The 24,264-nt window shown below is 65.5% G+C and carries 16 protein-coding genes and 1 pseudogene; 8 read left to right on the top strand and 9 right to left on the bottom strand.

What is annotated here, in order from left to right; all coding sequences use genetic code 11:
- Positions 1-184: 184 nt before the first annotated feature.
- Together G6P99_RS16425 and G6P99_RS16420 are read left to right on the top strand one after the other, a co-directional pair.
- Positions 185-1,333: a GGDEF domain-containing protein gene (locus G6P99_RS16425; protein WP_029082092.1), complete on the top strand. Its 1,149-nt coding sequence runs from the start codon at positions 185-187 to the stop codon at positions 1,331-1,333.
- 60 nt (positions 1,334-1,393) lie between these two features.
- Positions 1,394-2,500, top strand: coding sequence for a DUF2336 domain-containing protein (locus tag G6P99_RS16420; RefSeq protein ID WP_029082093.1), 1,107 nt, complete (start codon positions 1,394-1,396; stop codon positions 2,498-2,500).
- Positions 2,501-2,596: 96 nt separating this feature from the next.
- Here G6P99_RS16420 and G6P99_RS16415 read toward each other — a convergent pair whose 3' ends face one another.
- Both G6P99_RS16415 and G6P99_RS16410 read right to left on the bottom strand, forming a co-directional pair.
- Positions 2,597-3,235, bottom strand: coding sequence for an NrsF family protein (locus tag G6P99_RS16415; protein ID WP_029082094.1), 639 nt, complete (start codon positions 3,233-3,235; stop codon positions 2,597-2,599).
- A 2-nt stretch (positions 3,236-3,237) separates the two neighbouring features.
- A complete protein-coding gene (locus G6P99_RS16410) occupies positions 3,238-3,783 on the bottom strand; it encodes a sigma-70 family RNA polymerase sigma factor (protein WP_029082095.1) in 546 nt (181 codons plus the stop codon).
- A 324-nt stretch (positions 3,784-4,107) separates the two neighbouring features.
- On the opposite strand from G6P99_RS16410, the gene G6P99_RS16405 reads away from it, so the two are divergent.
- Positions 4,108-4,770: a hypothetical protein gene (locus G6P99_RS16405; RefSeq protein ID WP_029082096.1), complete on the top strand. Its 663-nt coding sequence runs from the start codon at positions 4,108-4,110 to the stop codon at positions 4,768-4,770.
- Positions 4,771-4,894: 124 nt separating this feature from the next.
- Positions 4,895-5,674, top strand: a complete 780-nt coding sequence (locus G6P99_RS16400; protein WP_029082097.1) for an enoyl-CoA hydratase — start codon at positions 4,895-4,897, stop codon at positions 5,672-5,674.
- Here the strand turns inward: G6P99_RS16400 and G6P99_RS16395 are convergent.
- A complete protein-coding gene (locus tag G6P99_RS16395; protein ID WP_165128737.1) occupies positions 5,671-7,533 on the bottom strand; it encodes an acetyl-CoA hydrolase/transferase C-terminal domain-containing protein in 1,863 nt (620 codons plus the stop codon). The genes G6P99_RS16400 and G6P99_RS16395 overlap by 4 nt on opposite strands.
- Positions 7,534-7,775: 242 nt before the next feature.
- Between G6P99_RS16395 and G6P99_RS16390 the strand changes: the two genes are divergently transcribed.
- Together G6P99_RS16390 and G6P99_RS16385 are read left to right on the top strand one after the other, a co-directional pair.
- Positions 7,776-9,194 (top strand): TolC family outer membrane protein, encoded by a 1,419-nt coding sequence (locus tag G6P99_RS16390; protein ID WP_029082099.1) that lies wholly within the window; start codon positions 7,776-7,778, stop codon positions 9,192-9,194.
- 138 nt (positions 9,195-9,332) lie between these two features.
- A pseudogene (locus G6P99_RS16385) lies at positions 9,333-10,300 on the top strand (amidohydrolase family protein).
- Here the strand turns inward: G6P99_RS16385 and G6P99_RS16380 are convergent.
- From G6P99_RS16380 to G6P99_RS16370, 3 genes are all read right to left on the bottom strand, one after another.
- Positions 10,293-13,427, bottom strand: a complete 3,135-nt coding sequence (locus G6P99_RS16380; protein ID WP_029082101.1) for an efflux RND transporter permease subunit — start codon at positions 13,425-13,427, stop codon at positions 10,293-10,295. The pseudogene G6P99_RS16385 and the gene G6P99_RS16380 sit on opposite strands and share 8 nt — an antisense overlap.
- A gap of 87 nt (positions 13,428-13,514) precedes the next feature.
- Positions 13,515-14,762, bottom strand: a complete 1,248-nt coding sequence (locus G6P99_RS16375; protein WP_029082102.1) for an efflux RND transporter periplasmic adaptor subunit — start codon at positions 14,760-14,762, stop codon at positions 13,515-13,517.
- Positions 14,763-14,913: 151 nt separating this feature from the next.
- Entirely contained in the window at positions 14,914-16,320 is a 1,407-nt protein-coding gene (locus tag G6P99_RS16370) for a CoA transferase (protein ID WP_029082103.1), read from the bottom strand.
- A gap of 159 nt (positions 16,321-16,479) precedes the next feature.
- Here G6P99_RS16370 and G6P99_RS16365 point away from each other — a divergent pair, with 159 nt between their 5' ends.
- Positions 16,480-16,755, top strand: a complete 276-nt coding sequence (locus G6P99_RS16365; protein ID WP_165128735.1) for a hypothetical protein — start codon at positions 16,480-16,482, stop codon at positions 16,753-16,755.
- 686 nt (positions 16,756-17,441) lie between these two features.
- Here G6P99_RS16365 and G6P99_RS16360 read toward each other — a convergent pair.
- Positions 17,442-17,978 (bottom strand): GlcG/HbpS family heme-binding protein, encoded by a 537-nt coding sequence (locus tag G6P99_RS16360; protein ID WP_051346436.1) that lies wholly within the window; start codon positions 17,976-17,978, stop codon positions 17,442-17,444.
- Between the two features lie 217 nt (positions 17,979-18,195).
- Between G6P99_RS16360 and G6P99_RS16355 the strand changes: the two genes are divergently transcribed.
- Positions 18,196-18,966: an SDR family NAD(P)-dependent oxidoreductase gene (locus tag G6P99_RS16355; protein ID WP_029082105.1), complete on the top strand. Its 771-nt coding sequence runs from the start codon at positions 18,196-18,198 to the stop codon at positions 18,964-18,966.
- Positions 18,967-19,166: 200 nt separating this feature from the next.
- Here the strand turns inward: G6P99_RS16355 and G6P99_RS16350 are convergent, their stop codons facing one another.
- Both G6P99_RS16350 and G6P99_RS16345 read right to left on the bottom strand, forming a co-directional pair.
- Positions 19,167-22,634, bottom strand: coding sequence for an error-prone DNA polymerase (locus G6P99_RS16350; RefSeq protein WP_029082106.1), 3,468 nt, complete (start codon positions 22,632-22,634; stop codon positions 19,167-19,169).
- Positions 22,631-24,247: a Y-family DNA polymerase gene (locus tag G6P99_RS16345; protein WP_371261189.1), complete on the bottom strand. Its 1,617-nt coding sequence runs from the start codon at positions 24,245-24,247 to the stop codon at positions 22,631-22,633. Before G6P99_RS16345 ends, G6P99_RS16350 begins: the two co-directional genes overlap by 4 nt.
- Positions 24,248-24,264: the final 17 nt, after the last annotated feature.

Below are 24,264 nucleotides of genomic sequence, written 5' to 3'. Positions count from 1 at the left end.
TCGCGACGTCAGCACCGGCGCCGGCCACCCGCAGGATCGCTCGCAGCCAGCCCCGGGACACGGATTCCCCTTACGAAACAAGGGTGGTGGGAGCATTTCACCGGAGCAGATTCGGTTCCCAAAGATACCAAACCTAAAGGCTTTCCCACTTAGATTTTCGCCGGATTTCACCAACGGCGAGACCATGGGCAGCGCTGCGTCGTCACTTCCCGGCCCGATCACGGGCGCATCGGAAAGCGGCCGTCCCAGGCTGACGGTCGACCGCCTCGCGCGCCGCGCCAGGCAGCGCCGCCAGATCCAATCGATGATCGCCGCCTGCTTCGTGCTCGATGCCGTGGTGCTGCTGATCTACGCGCATGCCGGCACCACATCCGTTTTGGTCGCGACCAGTTACGCCTTGACCGGCCTCTCGCTGGTCGCCGTCTATGTGCTGCTGTCGGAGCGCGGCTTCCACGAGCGCTTCCGCGACCACTATCTGGTCGCGCCGCAATCGGCGATCAACATGGTGAACCTGCTGGTATTCACCTACATCGCGCCGGAAGTCGGCGTGCTGTTCCTCTGCAACCTGTTCGTGGTGTTCGGCTTCGGCGCGCTGCGCACCTCGGCACGGCAGACCGCGATCGTCTGGACCATCATGGTGCTGGGCCTCGCCGCACTCTTCCTCGGAACCGACAAGGCGATCGGGATGCCGACCGGCACCCGGATCGACCGCCTCGCCACCATGCTGGTGTTCGCGCTGACGATCGGGCGCTGCATGTATCTCGGCATCTTCTCCAGCTCGATGCAGCAATCGTTGTATCAGAGTGGACTGAAGCTGAAGGAGGCCTACCGCCGCATCGAGGAGCTTGCCGAGCTTGACGAATTGACCGGCACCTCCAATCGCCGCAGCATCATGCGCACGCTCGAAGAGGAGATCGCGCGCTGCGCCCGCAACGGCAGCTCCTGCGCGGTCGCGCTGATCGACCTCGACCATTTCAAGCGGATCAACGACGTCTACGGCCATCCGATCGGCGACGAGGCGCTGCGCACCTTCGCCATCGGCATGTTCGCCAATCTCCGCAGCATCGATCGCTTCGGCCGTTACGGCGGCGAGGAATTCCTGCTCGTGCTGCCCGACCTGTCGCAGGATCAGGCGATGCGCGCGCTCGAACGGCTGCGCAAGATCATCGCCGATCTCGACTGGAGCGCGTTCTCGCCGGGCATGCAGGTGACGATCTCCGCCGGCGTCACGACGCTGAAGCCGCGCGAAAACTCCGACACATTACTCGCCCGCGCCGATGGCGCGCTTTACGCAGCCAAGGCCCGGGGACGCAACCGCATCGCCAGCGCCTGAACCCTTTCATTTCCCTATTCGGCGCCGGAGAAGCCGTCGCCACCGCTCCAGGACAGAGTCATGAGTTCGAAGCCCGCGACCGCCCCCGAAAGTCTGCTCGATGAGCTGCAGACAACCCTCGCCCACGGCACCGTCGCACGCCGTGTCGAGACGCTGCGTCGCGTCACCGACCTCTTCATCAACGGCTCCGTGAACTGTTCGGACGAGCAGATCGTGCTGTTCGACGACGTCTTCCAATGCCTGCTCGAGCACATCGAGAACTCGGCCAAGGCGCTGCTTTCCAACCGCCTCGCCCCGATCGACACCGCGCCGCCGCAGACCATCCGCACCCTCGCCTTCGATGACCTGATCGAGGTCGCCGGCCCGGTGCTGACGCTGTCGCCGCGGCTTGACGACGACACCCTGATCGAGACCGCGCGCAGCAAGAGCCAGGCGCATCTGCTCGCGATCTCGAACCGCAAGTCGCTGAGCGGCGCCGTCACCGATGTGCTGGTGCTGCGCGGCAATGACGAGGTGATCCAGAGCGCGGTCAACAATCCTGGCGCCGAATTCACCGAGCGCGGCTTCACCCGCCTGGTCAGCCGCGCCGAGGGCGACGACAATCTGTCGACCTGCGTCGGCCTGCGCCCGAACATCCCGCGGCATCTCTATCTCAAGCTGGTCGCCAAGGCCTCGGACGCGGTCAGGCAGCGGCTCGAAGCTGCCATCCCGCAGCAGGCCAAGGAGATTCCGATCGCGGTGAAGGAAGCCACGCGACGCGCGCGCTCGGCGTCGGCAGCCGTGACGCCCGACACCGCGATCGCGCATGCGCTGGTCAAGTCGCTTTATCAGGACGGCCGGCTCGACGAATTCCAGCTCGCAGCCTTCGCCGAGGCCGGCAAGTTCGACGAAACCAATGCTTCGCTTGCCGCGCTCGCCAATGTTTCGGTCAGCGTCGCCGAGAACATGATGATCGAAACCCGCGCCGAGGGCGTGATGATCCTGGCCAAGGTCTCGAGCCTGTCATGGTCGACGGTGCGGGCGATCATCAATCTGCGCGACGAAATCTCGGGCGGCGAGCCGACCGACCTGCAGGCCTGCAAGGACACCTATGAGCGGCTGCGGCCATCCACCGCGCAGCAGGTGCTCCGCTTCCATCGCATGCAGCAGTCCGCGCCCGCGGCCTAGAGCCTTTTCCGTTCCGATTGAATCGTAACGGGGCTCTAGATTCTGTCTTGACGCGTTTTCTTCACGCGAACCGGTGCCCACTTCGCTCGAAACGCTCTAATATCGCAGCGCCCGCTGTCCCATCAGGGCGCCGACGCTCGCGACGATCGCGGTCGCCAGCGTGTACCAAGTGGCGACGAACAGCGGCGAGTCATCGGTGCAATGCGACGCATAGATCGTCGCCGCCAGTCCGGCCGAGAGCAGGCCTGCGATTGCACCGGAGACCGCGGGCCGCGCCGGGGCGCCCTGCCGGAGCCCGTACAGCGCGCCGACCAAGAGTGGCAGCGACATCGCCGGGATCGCGGTCATGCACGCCATCGAGTTCCTGCCGATCAGCCGCGTCATCATCGGCGTACGCTGCGGCATCATCATCTCGCCGCTGATCGCGGCAACGAGGATGCCGGCCGGAATCAGCAGCCACCAGCCGAAGCCGCGCAGCGAGGCTTCCGGCCGTGACAGATGCAGGCTGACCGCAATCGCCGAAGCGGCGAGCGCCAGCGTGACCGCGAACTTCAGGTCGAAGAACGGATTATGCATAGCGGTCATCACGTCGGGCCGCACGCCGAGCTCGGCGAAGAAGATCAGGAGCGAGACCGGCGCCGCCGCCAGCAGCGCCAGCATCAGCGCAAGACCGACCGGCCGCGCACGATAGGTATTGTCGGCGGCAAGGGTTCGAATGAGTTGATCCGTGTCCATGCTCATCGGTCCCGTAGTTTCGCGGTCAGGCTCGCAAGCCCGCGGTGCAGCGCGACCCGCACCGCGCCCTCGCTCATCGAGAATTTCGCCGCGGTATCCTTGATCGAGGCACTGTCGACCGCAATCGACTGCAGCACGTCGCGCTGCCGTGCCGGCAACGCCTGCAGCTGGGCGGTCACCTCGCTCGGCGACGCCGTCGGCTCCGGCGTTTCTCCGGGCAGCGTCTCGGCGAAATCGTCGATGTTGACGAAGATGCGCCTGCCGCGGCGGCGCAGTGCGTCGATCAGCTTGTTGCGCGCGATCGCGAACAGCCACGGCGCGAACGGCGCGTTGGTGTCCCAAGTCTGCCGCTTCAAATGTACCGCCAGCAAGATGTCCTGCACGATGTCCTCGGACTGATCGACCGGTTGTCCCGCGCGCGCCAAGCCACGGCGCGTCGCGGCACGGAGTACCGGCGTGATGGCCTTGAGCAGGCGATGATACGCCGCGTCATCGCCTGAAATGGCCGACCGCATCAGGTCGGTCCATTCATCCTCACGTTCGCGCACGCAGGCTCCTGAATTGCAATTCGGCCGATCTTTCAGTTCGTTACGCGGCAAGCCAAGAGATCACGAGTTCGTGATCATCATCCTCCGACAAGACCGCGCCGAGGATCGGCTCCAAAGAATCGCTCCGGCGGGTTTCCAGACGTCACGGCTCATAACATTGATCGCTTCGACAAGCATCGGTGCTGCTGCCGTCGATCACGCACCGGGACGAAATTGCCCAGCTTTTGCCCCCGGAAGCCCGAAGATTCCCTTTTTCTGCCCCGGTGTGGACACGCAGCGGGGTCTTTTTTCGCCCTCGGGCGGGCGAAATGGGGAGATCATCAAATGAAGATCAAAGCCAGCGGGCGCTTGGCCTTGATGGTAGCGACAGGGCTTACCGGGCTTTTCGTGGGTCTTGCCGGTCCGTTGCCGGCGCATGCGGCCGGTTCGGACGCATCGGTGACGAAATCCGACACCACGACCACCGACAAGTCCACGCAGCAGAGTTCGCGGCATGGCCGGCGCCATGCGCGTCACCAGTCTTCCGACAAATCCGAGAGCAAGAAGACCGCCGGTAACGACGCCGGCAGCGTCACCGCGACAGGCATGCCTGCCACGGTCGCCAATGCCAATGCGGAGCTGACCTCGGGCGACGACAACGCGGCCGCGACGACAGTGAAGGCCAACGCGTTGATTGCCGCGGCCGACAAGCCCGCCGACGCGCAGCCTGACAGCAACGTGGTGGCATCCGACCAACTCAACGATGTCGACCGGGCCCTGCAGCAGGAGCAGCCGGCGGAACAGCCGCAACCGGCTCAACCGCAGGCCGCCCAGCAGGAGCCGCCCCCGGCGCAGCCGCCGACTGTGGCAGCAGCACCCAAGCCCGCGCCCGTTCTCGCGAGCAGCGACAGCTCGAGCCTGGACCAGACGTCGCTGATCGGGAAGATCTTCATCGGCTTCGGCGCCCTGCTCACGGTGGCCTCCGCCGCGCGCATGTTCATGGCCTAGCCAGGGTGCTTGCGGCTGCGGCGCGGGGTGCGCCGCACCGCGGCCCGGTGCCTCGTTTCAGCCACTTGAAGCGCATCCCGCCAGCGGGCACATTGCCCGCCAAATCAGCACGGGGTTTGCGTCTATGGCTACGTTCGAATTCATCATCGTCGAAAGCAAGGGACCGGTCGGCGTCATCACGCTGAACCGGCCGAAAATGTTGAATGCGCTGTCGTTCGGCGTGTTCCGCGAGATCGCCGCGGCGGTCGACGATCTCGAGGCCGACGACAAGATCGGCTGCATCCTGATCACCGGCAGCGAGAAGGCCTTCGCGGCCGGCGCCGACATCAAGGAGATGCAGCCGAAGGGCTTCATCGACATGTTCAACAGCGACTTCACCGCGATCGGCGGCGACCGCGTCGCCCGTTGCCGCAAGCCGACCATTGCGGCGGTCGCGGGCTATGCGCTGGGCGGCGGCTGCGAGTTGGCGATGATGTGCGACATCATCATCGCCGCCGACACCGCCAAGTTCGGCCAGCCGGAAATCACCCTCGGCACCATTCCCGGCATCGGCGGTACGCAGCGCCTGACCCGCGCGATCGGCAAGTCGAAGGCGATGGATCTCTGCCTCACCGGGCGGATGATGGATGCCGCGGAAGCCGAGCGCTCGGGCCTCGTGTCGCGGATCGTTCCGGCCGACAAGCTGGTGGAAGAGGCGCTCGCCGCAGCGGAGAAGATCGCCTCGATGTCGCGTCCGGCCGTCGCGATGGCCAAGGAAGCCATCAACCGCGCGTTCGAGACGCCGCTCGCGGAAGGCATGAATGTCGAGCGCAACCTGTTTCACTCGACCTTCGCGCTCGAGGATCGTTCCGAGGGCATGGCGGCCTTCATCGAGAAGCGCAAGCCGGTCAACAAGAACCGCTAACCCGTTCTGCTCCGTTGCAATGCTGCGTTGACGAGCGCGCGATAGGCGCGCTCGGCAAAATGCGTCGGCTTGTCGAGACCGAGCCGCGCCAGGCATTCGCGGTCGGCAGCATTGGGCGGGTGCCGCATGCCCTGCCACAGCAGGCCCGCGAGTTGCAGCGGCGTGCGCTGCGCCTGCTGCAATATCTGCAAGGCCGGAATCAGCCGCTGCTCGACGTCGGTGAAATCGCTGCCGAACGGGAATGACGGCAGAAGCCCGGCGTCGCGCGCGGGTTTCAGCGCGTCGCTGATGCGCTCGGGATAGTTTTCGCGATGCGCGGCCGGGATCTCGTGATTGCGCGGCAGCTTGCCGGCATCCTTGGCCTGCCGCATCAGCTCGCTTTGGAAGCGGGAATCCGTCACCTGCAGCATCGCGGCAATCACGTCGGCGTCGGACTTGCCTCTGACATCGGCGACGCCGTATTCGGTGACGAAGATATCGCGCAGGTGCCGTGGAATGGTCTCGTGGCCGTAGGACCAGCGGATGTTCGACTGCGCTTGCTTGCCGGACTGGCGCGTCGCCTCCAGCGCCAGCACGGAGCGCGCGCCTTCCAGCGCGAACGCCTGCGCGACGAAATTGTACTGACCACCGACGCCGCTGACGACCTGGCCATTCTCCACACCATCCGAGATCGCAGCGCCGAGAAGCGTCGCCATCATCGCGTTGTTGACGAAGCGCGCATCGACGCGGGCGCGGCGCTTGCCGTCCTCGTCGCCGAAGATCTCGTTGGTGAAGGACACCGGCATCATCTGGATGCGCGCCAATTGCTCCGGTGGCATCTCGCGCAACGCCCGGTAGAACGATTGCGGTCCGAGGAAGAATGCGCCGTGCAGGATCACGCCGCCAATGTCGCGCTTGAGGATGCCGGCGTCGATCAGCCCGAGGAACGCCTCGAACAGCATCTCGCTGACACCATAGAGGCCCTTATCGAACGGCGCGGTCTCGGCCGCCCCGAGCTGTGCGCGACCGGGCGCAAGGCGCCGCATGATGCCCTGGAATTGCGCGTTGTCGCGGTGGCGGACCACGAGCCCCTGCGCCAGCGCATCGCCGACCTGCCCGATCCCGATCTGCAACGTGCCCCCGTCCCGGACCAGGCCCGCAGCATGCAACCCGATCGCGTATTTGGTGTCGCTGATCGGCTCGGACGGCGGCGCGAACAGCGGGAAGTCTGTGTCAGGACCGTCGAGCACCGCCGCAAACTCATCCGCCGGCAGATCGCCGGGCCCAGGCATGAACGGCAGCTCGGGATTGACCTGGCCGATCAGCTTGAATGACGCCCGCCCCTGCGCGCGCGCACGCAGCACATCGAGCGTTGTATCGGTGTTGCAGCTCAAACTGTAGCGCGGCACGCCGTCGACCACGCGCTTGGCGACCAGCTGGGGCACGACATTCACTCCGCGCGACAGCAGGTACGACGCCGCATGGGTGTAGTTTGCGGAGATGTAGTTCTGCTGCGCATACGGTTGGTGCAGCCACTGCCCCGCCAGGAAGAAGAACTCGATCACCTTGATGTTGGGCGGCAGCGCGCCACGATGCAGCGCCTCCGCATAGGCGAGATCCGGATAACCGCCGAACAGGCGATCGATCACCGGGCCGATGAAGCGCTGCTCGAGCAGGCTCTTCGGCTTCGGCTTTTCCAGCGTCAGCGCGGAGAACAGCGTCAGATTGATGGAACGGTCGGCCACCGCGCGCGCGTACAGCGCGTTGACGATGTGGTTGGCCTTGCCGAGGCCGAGCGGCAGCCCGACCACCAGCTCGGTTCCGACATCACGAACGATGTGCTCCGCGATCGCCTCGGGGTCGGAGAAGAATATGGGCATCAGCAATGAAACCGGAGCAGGCAGCGGATAACCGGCGCCACAGAATCGGCGGCGGACGGTTCGAGCTTATACTTCATATGACCGTTGCGTTCGCCTGTGACGAACCGGCAACAGACAAGAACTGAAATGATGTGCAGATGTCGCGTGGCGGTTTGCCTGTGGCGGCACGCCCCCCTAAACAGGTAGATGTGTCGGCGGCGTCGGCGGAGGCGGACTGCCGCGGTTTTGGTTTGCGGGATCACATGGTTGAGCGTGCCGCGAGGGTTGGCGATGTAGCGAGGCACGTGCTTTTGTCGGGCATCGGCCTCGGCGCCCTGGCGTGTGCGCTGCTGGCTGGCCCCGCTGCCCGTGCCGAGAGCCTGCCCGAAGCCCTGGTCAAGGCATATCAGACCAATCCGCAGCTCAATGCCGAGCGGGCGCGGCAGCGTGCGACCGACGAGAACGTGCCGCAGGCGCTGGCCGCCTACCGCCCGCAGATCATCGCCGGCCTCTCGGTCGGCCTCCAGGCGGTTCGCGACCAGCTGCCCGGCAACGTCATCCAGACTGCGACGCTGAAGCCGTGGCAGATCGGGGTCACGGTGACCCAGACCCTGTTCAACGGCTTCAAGACCGCCAACAGCGTCCGCGTCGCCGAGCTGCAGGTGCAGTCCGGCCGCGAGGCCCTGCGCAATGTCGGCCAGGGCGTGCTGCTCGACGCCGTCACCACCTATACAAATGTGCTGGCCAACCAGACGCTGGTCGAGGCGCAGCGCGCCAACGTCGCCTTCCTGAAGGAGACCCAGGCGATCACGCAGCGCCGCCTCAATGCCGGCGACGTCACGCCGACCGATACGGCCCAGGCCGAGGCCCGCCTCAACCGCGGTCTCGCCGACCTCAATGCTGCCGAGGTCAACTTCGCGATCAGCCAGGCCACCTATGCCCAGGTGGTCGGCAACCCGCCATCGCAATTGCGGCCGGCCGAGACCACTGACCGGCTGCTGCCGCGCAGCCGCGAGGATGCGATCGCGCTTGCGCTGCGCGAGCATCCCGCCGTGACCGCGGCCGGTTTCGACGTCGACGTCGCCTCGACCTCGATCCGGGTCGCCGAGAGCAGCCTGATGCCGAGTGTCACCGTGCAGGGCAGCGTCAGCAAGAACCGCGACTCCGACAGCTCGCTCAGCACCTTCGGCACCGATCAGGCCTCGGTGATCGGCCAGCTCACGCAACCGATCTACGACGGCGGCACCGCGGCGTCGCAGACCCGGCAGGCCAAGGAAGTGGCGGCGCAGAGCCGCCTCGTGCTGGATCAGGTCCGCAATCAGGCCAAGACCGCCGTGGTCAGCGCGTGGGTCGCCAATGAAGGCGCCAAGATCGCGGTGTCGGCCTCCGAATCCGAGGTGAAGGCTGCGGAGGTTGCGCTGGCCGGCGTGCAGAAGGAAGCCGCCGGCGGCCAGCGCACCACGGTCGATGTGCTCAACGCCCAGCAGGATTTGATCACTGCCAGGGCCCGCCTGATCGGCGCGCAGCGCGACCGGGTGATCGCCTCCTACACGTTGCTCAGCGCGACCGGACGGCTCGACGTCAAGACGCTCAATCTCAAGACGCCGGACTATCTGCCCGAGGTGCACTACCACCAGGTCCGCGACGCCTGGCACGGCCTGCGCACGCCGTCGGGACAATAGGCGTTGCGGAACCGTTCGCACGGCGAGCCAGCCCTTCCCGCCCGCGCTCTCCGCCGATAACCTCCGCCCCCGCCGGCAACCGATAATGCCGTCGCGCGGATCACGCGCATAACAGCCGAGCACGCAGGGAGACGTCCAATGCTGACGCGACGCGATATGATGCTGGCTTCCATCGCGCCGGAGTGACCATGACCAGCAGCAACGCATTTTCCAAGCCATCGCAACCATCGACCCCGGTCAACTTCGACGTGCCTGCCGGTGCGTGCGACTGCCACACCCACATCCATGGCGATCCCGACAAGTTCCCGTTCTTCGCCGGCCGCGTCTATACGCCGGAGCTGGCCTCGCCGGAGGAGATGAGCGCGCTGCACAAGGCGCTGCATATCGAGCGGGTGGTGATCGTGACGCCGAGCGTCTACGGCCCCGACAATTCGTCGTCGCTGTTCGGCATGACCGCCCGCGGGCCGACGGCGCGCGGCGTCGCGGTGATCGACGACAAGATCAGCGAGGGCGATCTCGACGCCATGAACAAGGCCGGCTTCCGCGGTATCCGCCTCAACCTCGCGACCGGCGGCGTCAACGATCCCAATGTCGGCCGGCAGCGCTTCACGGCCGCGATCGAGCGGATGAAGGCGCGCGGCTGGCACGTGCAGCTGTTCACCAGCCTCGCCATGATCACCGCGATCAAGGACCTGGTCGCGACAGCCCCGGTGCCGGTCGTGTTCGACCATTTCGGCGGCGCCGAGGCCGCGCTCGGCACCGGCCAGCCGGGATTTGCCGACCTGCTCGAGCTCGTCAAGTCGGGCAAGGCCTACGTCAAGATTTCCGGCGCCTACCGCGCCTCCAAGCTCGCGCCGGACTATGCCGACGCCACGCCGCTGGCGCAGGCGCTGATCGCGGCCAACGCCGAGCGCATCGTCTGGGGCACCGACTGGCCGCACCCGGATTCGGTGACGCCGCAAGGCAAGAAGGTCACCGAGGTGACGCCGCTGTACCAGATCGACGACGGCCGTCTCCTCAACCAGCTGCCGGTCTGGGCGCCGGACGCCGCGGTCCGCAAGACCATCCTGGTCGACAATCCGGCCCGGCTCTACGGCTTCACCTGACGTTGTCCTTCGGCCGGCGCGAGAAATAGGAGATCAGCACCGGCAGCGTGATCAGGATGACGAGCGGCGCCAGCATCATGCCGGTGACGACGACGATGGCGAGCGGCTTCTGCACCTGGGAGCCGATGCCCTCCGACACCGCCGCCGGCAGCAGGCCGACGCCGGCCACGACGCAGGTCATCAGCACCGGCCGCAGCTGCAGCTCGCCGGTGCGGATCACCGCGCGCATCCGGTCATAGCCTTCGTCGATCAGCTGGTTGAACTGCGACAGGATGATGATGCCGTCCATCACGGCGATGCCGAACAGCGCGATGAAGCCGATCGCTGCCGAGACGCTGAACGGAATGCCCGTGATCAGAAGCCCGAGCACGCCGCCGAAGATCGCCATCGGGATCACGCTCATCGCCAGCAGGGTGTCGACCATCGAGCCGAAGTTGAAGAACAGCAAGACCGCGATCAGCGCCAGGCTGATCGGCACCACGATCGACAGCCGCCTGATCGCGTCCTGCAGATTGCCGAACTCGCCGACCCACTCGAGATGCGAGCCGGGTGGCAGCTGCACCTGCTCGTCGACTTTCTGCTGCGCCTCCCGGATCGCGCTGCCGAGGTCGCGCTCGCGCACCGAGAACTTGATCGGCAGGTAACGCTCCTGCTGTTCGCGATAGATGTAGGCCGCGCCGGAGATCAGCTTGATCGAGGCCACCTCGGAGAGGGGGATCTGGGTGATGCCGCCATTGGCGTTCGCCACCCCGATCCGCAGGTTCTGGATCGCCTCCGCGCTCTTGCGATATTCCGGCGCAAGCCGGACGATGATCGGGAAGTGCCGGTCGCTGCCGGGCTCATAGAGATCGCCGGCGGTGTCGCCACCGACCGCGACCCTGATCGTGGCGTTGATGTCGCCCGGCGACAGGCCATAGCGGGCGGCGCGCGCCCGATCGACGTCGATCTGGATCGTCGGCTGCCCGAGCGAGGTAAACACCGCAAGGTCGGTGACGCCCTGCACGGTCGAAAGCACCGACTTGATCTTGTTGGCGGTGTCGGTCAGCGCCTGCAGATCGTTGCCGTAGAGCTTGATCGAGTTCTCGCCCTTCACGCCGGACACCGCTTCCGAGACGTTGTCCTGCAGATATTGCGAGAAGTTGAATTCGACGCCGGGGAATTTGTCCTGCAGCTGCGCCAGCAATTGCGCGGTGAGCACTTCCTTGTCGTGGGTGCCGGGCCATTCGCCGGCCGGCTTCAGCGGCGCGAAGAATTCGGCGTTGAACAGGCCGGCCGCGTCGGTGCCGTCGTCGGGACGGCCGTGCTGCGACACCACCGCCACCACCTCGGGACGGCTGCTGATCAGTTTCCGCATCTCGTTGACGTAGGCATTGCCTTCCTGCAGCGAGATCGTCGGCGGCAGCGTGGCGCGGATCCACAGATTGCCCTCTTCCAGCTTGGGCAGGAATTCGAGGCCGAGGAAGCGCGCGAAGATGATGGTCATGACCACGAGGCCGGCCGCACCGGCCATCACCATCTTGCGGTTGGCGATCGCCCAGTTGAGCACCGGCAGGTAGATCGCGTCGAGCTTCTTGACGATCCAGGTTTCGGTCTCGTGGATATGCGCCGGCAGGATGATCGCGCTCAGCGCCGGAGTTACTGTGAAAGTCGCCAGGAGTCCGCCAGCCAGCGCATAGGCGTAGGTCCGCGCCATTGGGCCGAAGATGTTGCCCTCGACGCCGCTCAGCGTGAACAACGGCAGGAACGCGGCAATGATGATCGCCGCGGCAAAGAAGATCGAGCGCGACACGTCGGCCCCCGCCGACAGGATTGCGTGGCTCTTCATCCCCATTACCGTGTCTTCGGAGATGTGCGCCTGCTCGGCTTCCGACAGCGCAGTGGTCTGCGACAACCGGCGGAAGATCGCCTCCACCATGATCACGGTGGCGTCGACGATCAGGCCGAAATCGATCGCGCCCACCGACAGCAGATTGGCGGACTCGCCGCGCAACACCAGGATGATCACGGCAAAGAACAGCGCGAACGGGATCGTGGCTCCGACGATCAGCGCGCTGCGCAGATCGCCGAGGAAGATCCACTGCAACAGCACGATCAGCAGGATGCCGACCACCATGTTGTGCAGCACGGTGTGGGTGGTGAGCTCGATCAGGTCCTTGCGGTCGTAGATGCGCTCGATCTTCACGCCCGGCGGCAGGATCGAGGAATTGTTGATCTGGTGAACGAGCTGCTCGACGCGGGTGATGGTCGGCGAACTCTGCTCGCCGCGGCGCATCAGCACGATGCCCTGCACGATGTCGTCGTCATTGTCGAGGCCGGCAATGCCGAGCCGCGGCTTCTCGCCGATCGTGACATGGGCGATGTCGCGGACCAGCACCGGATTGCCGCCGGACTGCGAGACCATGGTGTTGGCGAGGTCGTCGATCGAGCGGATCAGGCCGACGCCGCGCACCACGGCCGATTGCGAGCCGATATTCACGGTGTTGCCGCCGACATTGATGTTGGCGTTGGAAACCGCCTGCAGCACCTGCGGCAGCGTCAGGCCGTTGGCGACCAGCTTGTTGAAGTCGACCTGGATCTCATAGGTCTTGGTCTTGCCGCCCCATCCGGTGACGTCGATCACGCCGGGCACCGCGCGGAAGCGGCGCTGCAATACCCAGTCCTGCAGCGTCTTGAGGTCGAGCACGCTGTAGTTCGGCGGCCCCTTCAGCCGGTAGCGGAAGATTTCGCCGATCGGGCTGAGCGGCGAGATGCCGGGCTGCACGTTGCCGGGCAGCGGCGCGAGCTGCGACAGGCGGTTGAGCACCTGCTGCTGCGCCTCGTCATAGGTGAAGTCGAAGGAGAACTGCAGCTTAACGTCGGAGAGGCCGTACAGCGAGATGGTGCGGATGGTCTTGAGGTTCTTGAGGCCTGCGACCTGGGTCTCGATCGGGATCGTGATGTAGCGCTCGATCTCCTCGGCCGAGAGGCCCGGGCTCTGCGTCACGATGTCGACCATCGGCGGGGTCGGATCGGGATAGGCCTCGATGTTGAGCTGCTTGAACGCAATTATGCCGCCGATGAAGACGGCGACGAACATGGCCACCATCAAGTAGCGGCGATTGACGGCAAGGGCGACGAGGCGATCCATTCAGATCGGCGCTTTCAACTGGAAGGGACTTTTTCGATTGAGCATGATCTGTTCGGAAAACCGCTACACACTTTTCCGGATCATGCTCTAAGTGCCGGACGCGGCGCGGTCGATGAAGAGGCTTCCCTTCGTCACGATCTGCTCGCCCGGCTTGAGATTGCCGGCCACCTCGACGAGGTCGCCATTGATGAGCCCGGGCTTGATCTGGCGCAGCTCGATCGTCTTGTCGTCGGCTCTCGCGACCCAGACCCGCACCTGGTCGCCCTCGTAGATCAGCGCCTGCTTCGGCACGCCGATCGCCGGATGGTCGCCCTTCGAATACAGCGTCACATTGGCGAACATCTCGGGCTTCAGCCGATTGTCGGCGTTGTCGATGGTGGCGCGGACCAGGAGCCGGCGCGAGGTCGCGTCGATCGCGGTGGCGACATAGTTGACCCGGGCGTTCAGTACCTTGCCCGGCAGCGCCATCACGCTAAAATTGAGATCCTGCCCGACCGCGACATTGTCGGCATCGGATTCGCGGACAAAGGCGATCAGCCAGACCGTCGAGAGGTCGCCGATCACGTAGACCGGGTCGCTCGCGCCGGTCGAGACATACTGGCCGGGGCCGGCCTTGCGCTGGACCACGGTGCCGCCGATCGGCGCAAACACCGTCGTCTCCGGATTGAGGCGCCCCTTCTGCCGCAGCGTCGTGATGGCGTCATCGGCGAAGCCGAGGATGTGGAGCTTGTTTTCCGCCGCTTCCAGCAGTGTCTGCGCCGAGCGCGCATCGTTCTGCGCCTGCACCAGCGCCGTCTGCGCTTGCTGATAATCCTTCAGCGGGATCGCCTTGCCTTCGGACAGGTCCTTGGCGCGCTTCTCCTGGATCTGCGCGAGGTCGAGCGCCGACTGCGCCTTGTTGAGGCCGGTCATCGCCGCGACGTAATCGTTCTGCGCCTGCACGGTGTCGGCCGCCTCGATCACGAACAGCGGCTGCCCCTTCACCACGGCATCGCCCGGCCGCACCAGCAGGCGGGTGACGCGCCCGGTGTAGGGCGAGTAGACCGGGGTGGAGCGGTCCTCATCGATCCCGATCTTGCCCTCGGTCACCAGTTCGGAGCGGAAGGTGTGCTCGGTCACGTTCTGGAAGGTCAGGCTGGCCCACTCGGCCGGCGACGGCGCATAACGCGTCCCCCCCTTGCGGGACTGGCTGGAGACTTCCGACGACGACTGCTTTTCCGAGCCTAAATGCGTGTAGCCATAGGCGCCGGCGCAGGCGGCCGCCAGCACCGCCGCGGCCACGAGCAGGCGCGGACGGCTAAAGCTCTGCATTCTCTTGGTAAACTCTCTCAGCATGCGGTCCGCGGGGTCGATCGTTGCAGCTTCCGGCGGGACAGCCCCAGCGGTGCGCTAATAGTGCCGAATTGGCGTTTCAAACAACCTAAAAATCGCACTTCGGCGGTGCCTGTCGTTAAAGTTTGGATACCCTGAACGGCTGCTGAATGTCTCATCCGGGAAACTCCGGGGCAGGAAACTCCGGAGGATGGCTGCCGAGCGGCATGGCCGGACGGGACCAATGGGCCGGGGTCCTCGACAGGACGGCCGCGTGCCGGACCGAACTCAGCGTGCCAAAGCCGGACGGCAGCTGCTCGATGAAGGGCTGCACCGCATCCACCTTCAGGTCCGCGGTCGCAAGGCCCGCTTCGAGGCGGCCGAGATTCCACAGCCAGCGCCCGGTCTGCGCCAGCGACACCCGAACGTGCCAGCTGCCGCCCTCGCGCGCCTGGCGTGCCCTGGCCATCATGGCGCCAAACGCCATGAAATATCCGGTGGCGTGATCGAGCATCTGGGCCGGCAATTCCTTCGGGCCCTCGATGCCGACCGCCTGTCCCTCGGCATGATTGAAGCCGGTCGTAGTCTGCACCAGCGAATCGAAGCCGCGGCGCTCGGCCCACGGTCCGGCATGGCCATAAGCCGAGAGTGTCACATAGACGATCCCGGGGTTGATGCGCGCGGCGTCCTCCGGCGAGAAGCCGAGACGCGAAATCGCCAGCGGACGATAGCCCTGGGACAGAATATCGGCCTGCGCCACCAGACCGCGCATCACCCGCCGTCCCTCCTCGCTCTTCAGCTCGACGAAGCTCGTGAGCTTGCCGCGGCCGGTGTCGATGGTGAGCCAGGGGATATCAGGCAGATCGGGGCCGGAAATCAGCAGCACGTCGGCGCCATGCGCCGCGAGCGTGCGGCCGGCGACGGGACCTGCGATCACGCGCGACAGATCGAGCACACGGATGCCGGCCAGCGGGCGGTCGCCGGCGGGCCACGGCTTTGGCGCGGCCTCGCCGATCTTCTCGATCGAGATCAGCGGCAGTTTTTCGAGTTCTTTTGCATGCGGCGTCGCCGACCATTCGTCGTGCGAGCGCATCAGGGCAACGACGCCGCCGGCGGCATAGGCCGCGGTCTCGAACGCCTCGCCATCCCACTGCATCAGCGCGGCCTGGACGTCGTCACGCTCGGCGTTGCAGCCCAGCACCTTGCAGACGGCGCCGCGGTGATGCGGGAAATTGGTGTGGAGACGGACGAAGCGCCCGTCTCTGACGCGATAGACGCCGGCGATCTTGTCCCAGGCCGGTGGCGGCGGCGTGTCGTCGACGCGCAGATAACGCTCGCTGCGGCATTCGACGACGGCGTGGCGCATGTCGACCGCGACCTCCTGCCGCTCGCCGCTGCGCGCCTGCCAGATCTCGGCCGCGGCAAGCCCGGCTGCGGCGATCGGCGCCTGCGCCGCGGCTGCGACCCGAAACGACGACGGCAGCTGCGGCTCGCTTCCGGTAAGCCGGACCGCGTCAAGCGCGGACGGCGCGCCGCCGGCGCCGGTCCAGATATCGGCGAGGATTTCACGGATGCCCTGCATGCGCATTCCTCTTTGCGATTATTCTATGCCTGCGCATGATGACAATAAGGCGGTGCCCGATCCCGACCGTCACCTTGTTTGGGCATGATCTTTTCGGAAAACCGCTTCACACTTTTCCGGATCATGCCTTAGCTCTGCCCGACCCAAACAGGAGTTGCAATGGCTGCCATCGATCCCCTCACCGCCGGCGCGGTCTTCATCGCGACCGCGGCCACCGACGCGGTCTATGTCATGTTCACCTCGGCGGTCGTGGCACGCAAGCGCGTGCCGGCGGCGACCTGGAGCAGCATCTGGTATCTGCTCTCCTCCTATGCGGTGATCAGTTACACCGAAAACTGGGTGTATGTCGCCTTCGCTGCAGCGGGCTCGTGGATCGGCGCCTATGCCTCGATCACCTTCCTGCACCGTCCGCCGGGCGGACCGCCGGTCGAGTAGCTATTTCGGACGGCTTGTAAGTTTCACGTCAGCATTCTTGTGTAAGGCAGGCGTCAGCATTCTCGCGACATGATCTGTCCGAGCGTTGCGTCTTGTCGTGCCCTCTTCTCGAACAGAGGGCGCAGGGAAAGCCGGGTGCCGATCGCACCCATGGGCCCCGTGCAACAAAAAGCACGGGAGGTAGGACCACAGGTGTAACCGGAGCAATCCGGCTTTCCCTGCGCGATGGTTTTACGGCTTATTTCGTGCTCTCCCCGGCGAGACTGGGCTTGTTTGTCACCGCCTCCGCAAGAACGCTTTCGCGTTCTGCTTGGGGACACCTGCCACTAGGGCGTCAGGACCACACGACTTCACCGTCCGCCTAATACGCACTCGTCAGTTGCGCAATCCGCGTCCACCGCATCTCGACCCACGTTCGTGACGACCGCGAAGCGCCCCTCGTGCCGGGTGAGACGGACGCATTGAACATCTGAATTGGGTCAGGCGTCAAGTTAAATTCTGAAAAGCCGAACAAAATAATCGACGGCCTTGTAGGATGGGTGGAGCGAAGCGATACCCATCATTTGCGCCGCGGGCATAAGTCGATGGGTTTCGCTTCGCTCTACCCATCCTACATTCCCGCTCAATTCATACGCTGGAGGACTTCTGCCAGACCGAAGCCCGGCAGAAGCATCACGTCGTTGCTCTCACTCCAGCGTGGCCTGGCCGGCGAGCGAGATCACATTGTCCTGCGAGCCCGAACCGCCGCTGACGCCGATGGCGCCGACGACCTTGCCGCCGACGATCAGAAGATTGCCGCCGCGCGAGGCGACCACGTCGTCGAGCGTCGCGAGATAGGAGAAGTATGCTCCCTTGCCCATCAGGTTTTCGAACGCCAGCGTGGGCCGGCGATAGCGCGTCGTGGTGCGCGCCTTATGCTGCGAGACACCGATCGAGGCAAATTGGCAGTTGTCCTGCTTCTCGAAATAGACCAACTCGCCGGCCGGATTGACGATCGCAATGCAGAACGCATTCCAGTGTCGCTTCTGGGTCTCGGCCACCGCCGCGGCGGCAACCTTCTTGGCGGTTTCGAGGCTGATCGGCTCGCCATAGGGCGGCGGCGCGAGCGCATCGGCGACGACGTCGTTCGGATTGTCGGGATTGGGCGCCACCTGGGCAAACGCGCCGGTGGCGGTAGCGAACGCGACGCAGGCCGCGCCGATGAGCGCAGTGAAATAACGCATGGAGTGCTCCCGAATGGTTGTTATTCAGATCCCGGATCGATCGTCCGGGCGGCGGGACGATAGCAATTGAGTTGTGGCGTACAAGGCGGGATCGGATTGGGTGCACCGCGATATTCGCCTGGCTACAATGAAAATCGCGTGACGCGAGGGAATAATCGAGGTCGCGCCGTGCTGCGATGGAGGCTACAGTCCGCGCGCATCAGCAAGGGACATACAAATGGATCTGGGTTTGAAGGGACGAAACGCCGTTGTGCTCGGCGGCACGCGCGGCATCGGGCGGGCGATCGCGGCGACGCTGGCTGGCGAAGGCGCAGGCGTGGCGGTGTGTGCCCGCAATGCCGAGCAGGTTGCGGCCAGCGTTGCCGAATTGAAGGCAGCGGGCGTGCGCGCCACCGGCACCGCCGTCGATATCACCGACGGCGTGGCGCTGAAATCGTGGATCACTGACGTCGCGGCGGAGCTGGGCGGCATCGACATGCTGTTCTCCAATGCCGGCGCCATGGCGCAGGGCGGCGATCCGGCATCGTGGGAGCAGAATTTCCGGCTCGACGTGCTCGGCGCGGTGAACGCCTTCGAGGCGGCGCGTCCGTTCCTCGAGGCGAGCGGCGAAAAGACCGGCGATGCGGCCTTCGTCATCATCTCGTCGATCTCGGCTGCGCAAGCCGATCGCGCCGGCTCCTACGGCCCGATCAAGGCGGCACTGGTGCATATGGCGAAGGGATTGGCGCGGCAATACGCGGCGAAGAAAGTCCGCGTCAACGTGGTGTCGCCGGGCACCGTGTATTTCAAGGGCGGCGTCTGGAACATGGTCGAGCAGAACGCGCCCAAGATGTACCAGGACGCACTGGCCCGCAATCCGACCGGCCGCATGGCGACGCCGCAGGAGATTGCGAGCGCAGCGGTGTTCCTGGCGAGCCCGATCTCCTCGTTCACAACAGGCTCGAACCTCGTCGTCGACGGCGCGATCTCGAACCGGGTGAATTTTTAGGGGCACGCGAGCGGGCGCTTCGCCGCCCATTTGATGTCGTCCTGGCGAAAGCCAGGACCCATTACCCCAACTGCAAATTGTTGCGCGACGCTGGGGCCATGCTCCCTGAAACAACAAAGCCGGTGGTTATGGGTCCTGGCTTTCGCCAGGACGACGTTGGGGAGATGGCAGGCTCAACGGCTGCCGTCATCGCGCAATGGCTAATGGAAATCGCGTGACGGCGGCAGGATGCGGACGTTGCGGGGGTGGCGGATCTTTTGCGGCGTGTTGTCGCCGTGATCGCGGCGGTCGTCGTTCAGCGGCTCGATCAATGCGGGTCCCGCCGGCACCGGATGCTTGCGACTAAGGGATTCATTGGCGAGGCCGATCAGATCGTGGGAGCGGTCGGTCATGCGCTGCGCCACCAGATGCGTGACGCCCTCGGGGCTGCTTTGGATATAGCCCTCGACCAGGATCAGGCGCGCGCCCATCACTTCCTTGCGATACTGCTCCATCACCTTCGGCCACACCACGATGTTGGCGATGCCACTCTCGTCCTCCAGCGTCATGAACACGACGCCCTTGGCGCTGCCCGGCCGCTGCCGCACCAGGACGACGCCGGCACAGCTGACGCGGCGCCGGTCGTTGCTTTGGTTGATGGCGTGGCAGGCGACCACGCGCTCCCTGGTGAACATCTCGCGCAAGAATTCCATCGGATGGCCCTTCAGCGACAGGCGGATGGTCTGGTAGTCGGCGACCACCTGCTCCGGGCGCGGCATCTCCGGCAGCGGTTTTGCGCCCTCATCCGGCTGCTCGCGCGCGGTGGCGGCCTCGAACAGCGGCAGCGGCACGTCGTCGGGCAGCCGCCGCACTGCCCACAGCGCCTCGCGGCGGTCGAGCCCGAGCGAGCGGAACGCATCGGCGTCGGCGAGCAGGATCAGCGCGCGCTTGGGCAGAGCGGTGTCGCGGGCAAAATCTTCCAGCGACGTGAAGGGCCGGCGGTTGCGCGCGGCGACGATGCGGTCGGCCCAGTCTTTCTCCCCGTCCAAGGCCGCGCAGGAGGTGGGCGGGTTCCCTCCCCCCTTGTGGGGGAGAGAGCCCATCCATTCGTGCCTCCCTGACTCATGCACGTTTACGCTTTGCGCACTCCGCAGCGACTGCTGGGCCTTCAACCTCTCCTCATCCTCATCGAGCCAATGAAACCCGTCGATCTGGCGGAAGCCGAGCCGCACCGCGCAATAGTCCCCGTCGCGCTCCTCCAGCGTGTTCTGCGCAAAGCTGAAGGAGACATCGACCTCGCGCACCGTGACGCCGTTCTTGCGGGCGTCGCCGACGATCTGCGCCGGGGCATAGAAGCCCATCGGCTGCGAGTTGAGCAGGCCGCAGCAGAACGCATCGGGATGATGGTGTTTCAGCCATGACGAGATGTAGACCAGCTGGGCGAAACTCGCGGCATGGCTTTCCGGGAAGCCGTAACTGCCAAAGCCCTTGATCTGGTCGAAGCAGCTGCGGGCGAAGTCCGGATCGTAGCCGCGCGCCACCATGTTGCCGACCAGCTTCTCCTCATAGCTGCCGATGGTGCCGAGGTTGCGGAAGGTCGCCATCGAGCGGCGCAGGCCGTTGGCCTCCTCGGAGGTGAACTTTGCCGCCTCGATCGCGATCCGCATCGCCTGCTCCTGGAACAGCGGCACGCCGAGCGTCTTGTGCAGCACATTGTAAAGCTCGTTCTTGTCGCCCTGGTCCGGCGCCGGCGATGGATAGGTCACCCGCTCCTGCTTGTTTCTCCGCCGCAAATAAGGATGCACCATGTCTCCCTGGATCGGACCGGGGCGCACGATCGCGACCTCGATGACGAGGTCGTAGAAGGTCCGCGGCCTCAGGCGCGGCAGCATGTTCATCTGGGCGCGGCTCTCGACCTGGAACACGCCGAGCGACTCGCCGCAACACAGCATGTCGTAGACCCTCTTGTCGTCCTGCGGGACCGAGGCGAGCTCCCAGCGCTTGCCCTTGTGGTCATCGATCAGGTCGAAACATTTGCGGATACAGGTCAGCATGCCCAGCGCCAGCACGTCGACCTTCATCATGTGAAGCGCGTCGACGTCGTCCTTGTCCCACTCGATGAAGGTGCGGTCGTCCATCGCGGCGTTGCCGATCGGCACATAGGTGTCGAGCCGGTCCTGGGTCAGCACATAGCCGCCGACATGCTGCGAGAGATGGCGCGGAAACTCGATCAGCTCGGTGGCGAGCTCGACCGCGAGGTTGATCATCGCATTTTTCGGGTCGAGCCCGGCCTGGCGCACCTGCATGTCGTTGAGGCCCTTGCCCCAGCTGCCCCAGACGGTGTCGGCGAGCGCCGCGGTGACGTCCTCGGTCAGCCCGAGCGCCTTGCCGACGTCACGGATCGCGCTGCGCGGACGATAATGGATGATGGTGGCGATGATGGCGGCGCGGTGCCGGCCGTAGCGGCGATAGACATATTGCATCACCTCCTCGCGCCGCGAATGCTCGAAATCGACGTCGATGTCGGGCGGCTCCAGCCGCTCCTTGGAGATGAAGCGCTCGAACAGCAGATCGACCTTGGTCGGATCGACCGAGGTGACGCCAAGCACGTAGCAGACCGCCGAATTCGCCGCCGAGCCCCGCCCCTGGCACAGGATGTTCTGGCTGCGCGCATAGTGCACGATGTCATGCACGGTGAGAAAGTAATGCGCGTATTTCAGCTCGGCGATCAGCGCGAGCTCCTTGTTCAGGGTGCTGCGGAGCTTTTCATCGATGTTGCCGCCGAAATATTTGTCGACGCCGGCCCAGGTCAGGTCCTCCAGATGCTGCTGCGCGGTCTTGCCCGGCGGCACCGGCTCGTCGGGATACTGGTATTTGAGCTGGTCGAGCGCGAAGGAGATGCGCGCAGCGAAGCGCATGGTTTCCGCGATCGCATCAGGGAGATCGCGAAACAGCCTGATCATTTCATGCGCCGGCTTGAGATGCCGCTCGGCATTGGCCTCGAGCCTGCGGCCAACAGCCTCGATCGTGGTCTTTTCGCGGATGCAGGTCAGCACGTCCTGCAGCGGGCGGCGCGCGGGATGGTGATAGAGCACCTCGTTGGTGGCGAGCAGCGGCACGCCGGCATCAGTGGCGAGACCATGCAGCCGCGCGAGGCGGCGCTTGTCGTCACCGCGATAGAGCAGGCTTGCGGCAAGCCAGACGCCATCGGCGCGGCTCACCTTTAATCGGCTGATAATATCGAGCGCTGTCGCTTCCTCGAAACGATGCGGCAGCGCCAGCACCAAGAGCTGGCCTTCGGCGAAATCGAGCAGATCGGACAGGGTGAGCCGGCAATCCCCCTTCTCGATGCGCTCGATGCCGCCACCGCGCTTGCCGCGGGTCAGCAACTGGCACAGCTGGCCATAGGCGGCGCGGTCGCGCGGATAGACCAGGATGTCGGGCGTGCCGTCGATGAAGACGATGCGGGCGCCGATCAAAAGTTTTGGCGGATGGGCGACCTTCTCGCTGTCGAGCTCCTTCCAGGCGCGCACCACGCCGGCCAGCGTGTTGTGATCGGCGAGCCCGATCACGGGGATACCGAGCTCGCTCGCCTGATGCACATAGGCGCGCGGATCGGAGCCGCCGCGCAGGAAGGAGAAATTGCTGGTGATGCCGATCTCGGCATAATCGGGCGTTGGCGTCGTCATGCGAACAGCCCGTGCACATACCAGTTGGCGGGCAGCGGCTTGCCTTGCTCGTCCCGCAGCTCGCTCTCATAGAGACCGTCGCGGAATATCCAGAAGCGCTGGCCCTCGGCGTCCTCGACGCGGAAGTAATCGCGGGTCAGCGACGCACCATCCTGCTTCCACCATTCCATCGCGATGCGTTCGGGGCCCTCGACCCGCACCACATCGTGCTGCGCGCGCCGCCAGGTGAATTGATGCGGCGGACCGTCGGGCACGGTCGCGAATGGCACCTTGATGGGTTCGGGCCGCTCGAACAGCCTTAAAGGTCGCAGCGGCGGCTCGCCGGCGGCGCGTTCCGGCCAGGCGGCGGCGCTGGCAGCAGTCAGATGATGCTGCGCCGGCAGCGCGAGCGCAGCGCGCTCCGGGATGTGGCTCTCCAGCGGCAGATGCACGACGACGCGCTTGCCCCCGATGCGGGCGGCGATGCGGTCGATCAGCGCCGAGATCTCGTCATTGTCGTGCACTGACGTGTCGAGATCGCGCTGCTGCTGCACCACGATCTCGGTGCGGCCGGCAGCAAGGCGAATGAGATCGAAGCCGAAGCCGGGATCGAGCGGATCATTGAGCGCATCGAGCCGCTCGCGGAACAGGCGGTCGATCATCTCGGTCCGCGTCACCGGACGCCCGGTCTCGACCATGATCGCGCGCACCGCGCCGTCGGTGCGGAAGAAGCTCGCCTCCAGCTGCCGGGCGCCCTTGCCCTGCTTGTCCATCGCCGCAACAAGCATCCTGGCGAGGCTTTGTAACGTCAGCGCGATCACGGTGTCGGTCGCGACCGGTTCGGGGAAACGCTTCTCGACGATGTAATCGGGCAGCGGCTTGCGCGGGCTGATCGGGGCATCGCCCTGCCCAAGCGCGTGGCTGAGCAGGGTCGTGAAGGCTGCGCCGAACCGCGCGGAAATCTCGTGCGGCGCGCGTGAGGCAACATCGCCGATGGTCTTCAAGCCGGCGCGGCGCAGGCCGGTGGTGATGGCAGGATCGGCGCCGAGCGCCGACACCGGCAGCGGGCCGACCGCCTCTGCTTCCGCGCCGCTGGCGACGATCTGCCCGGAAGTGTAACGCGTCAGCGTGCGCGCCGCGATCGAGGTGCCTGATATCGCAGCGCTGACGGCGAAGCCGCGCCGGCTCAGCGCATTGGTCACGATCTGCAGCAGCGCGCGCTCGCCGCCGAACAGATGCGCGCAGCCGGTGATGTCGAGGAACAGCCCGTAGGGCGGATCGAGCGCCACCAGCGGCGTGAAGCGGTCGCACCAGTCGGCGATGTCGTTCAGCGTCTTCAGATCGGCGGCGGGATCGGCGTCGTAGACCGTGAGCTCCGGACAGATCGCGCGCGCATTGGCGAGCGGCAGCCCGATCGACAGCCCGGCGCGCACCGCCGCCTCGTCGATGGCATGCAGCAGGATGGCGTTGTGGTCCTTTGCGACGACGACGCTGGGGAGGCAGTTGCTTACTTCATTCGTAAGGGACGCATGAGCGGACGGGTTCCCTCCCCCCTTGCGGGGGAGAGTTAGGGAGAGGGGTAAGCCGCATACGCCGGCATCCGTGGTACCCCTCTCTCCAACTCTCCCCCGCAAGTGGGGAGAGAGCCCTG

Source organism: Bradyrhizobium sp. 6(2017), assembly GCF_011058295.2.
In the GTDB taxonomy this organism is placed as follows: domain Bacteria; phylum Pseudomonadota; class Alphaproteobacteria; order Rhizobiales; family Xanthobacteraceae; genus Bradyrhizobium; species Bradyrhizobium septentrionale.
This window is presented reverse-complemented; position numbering and strand designations above follow the sequence as displayed.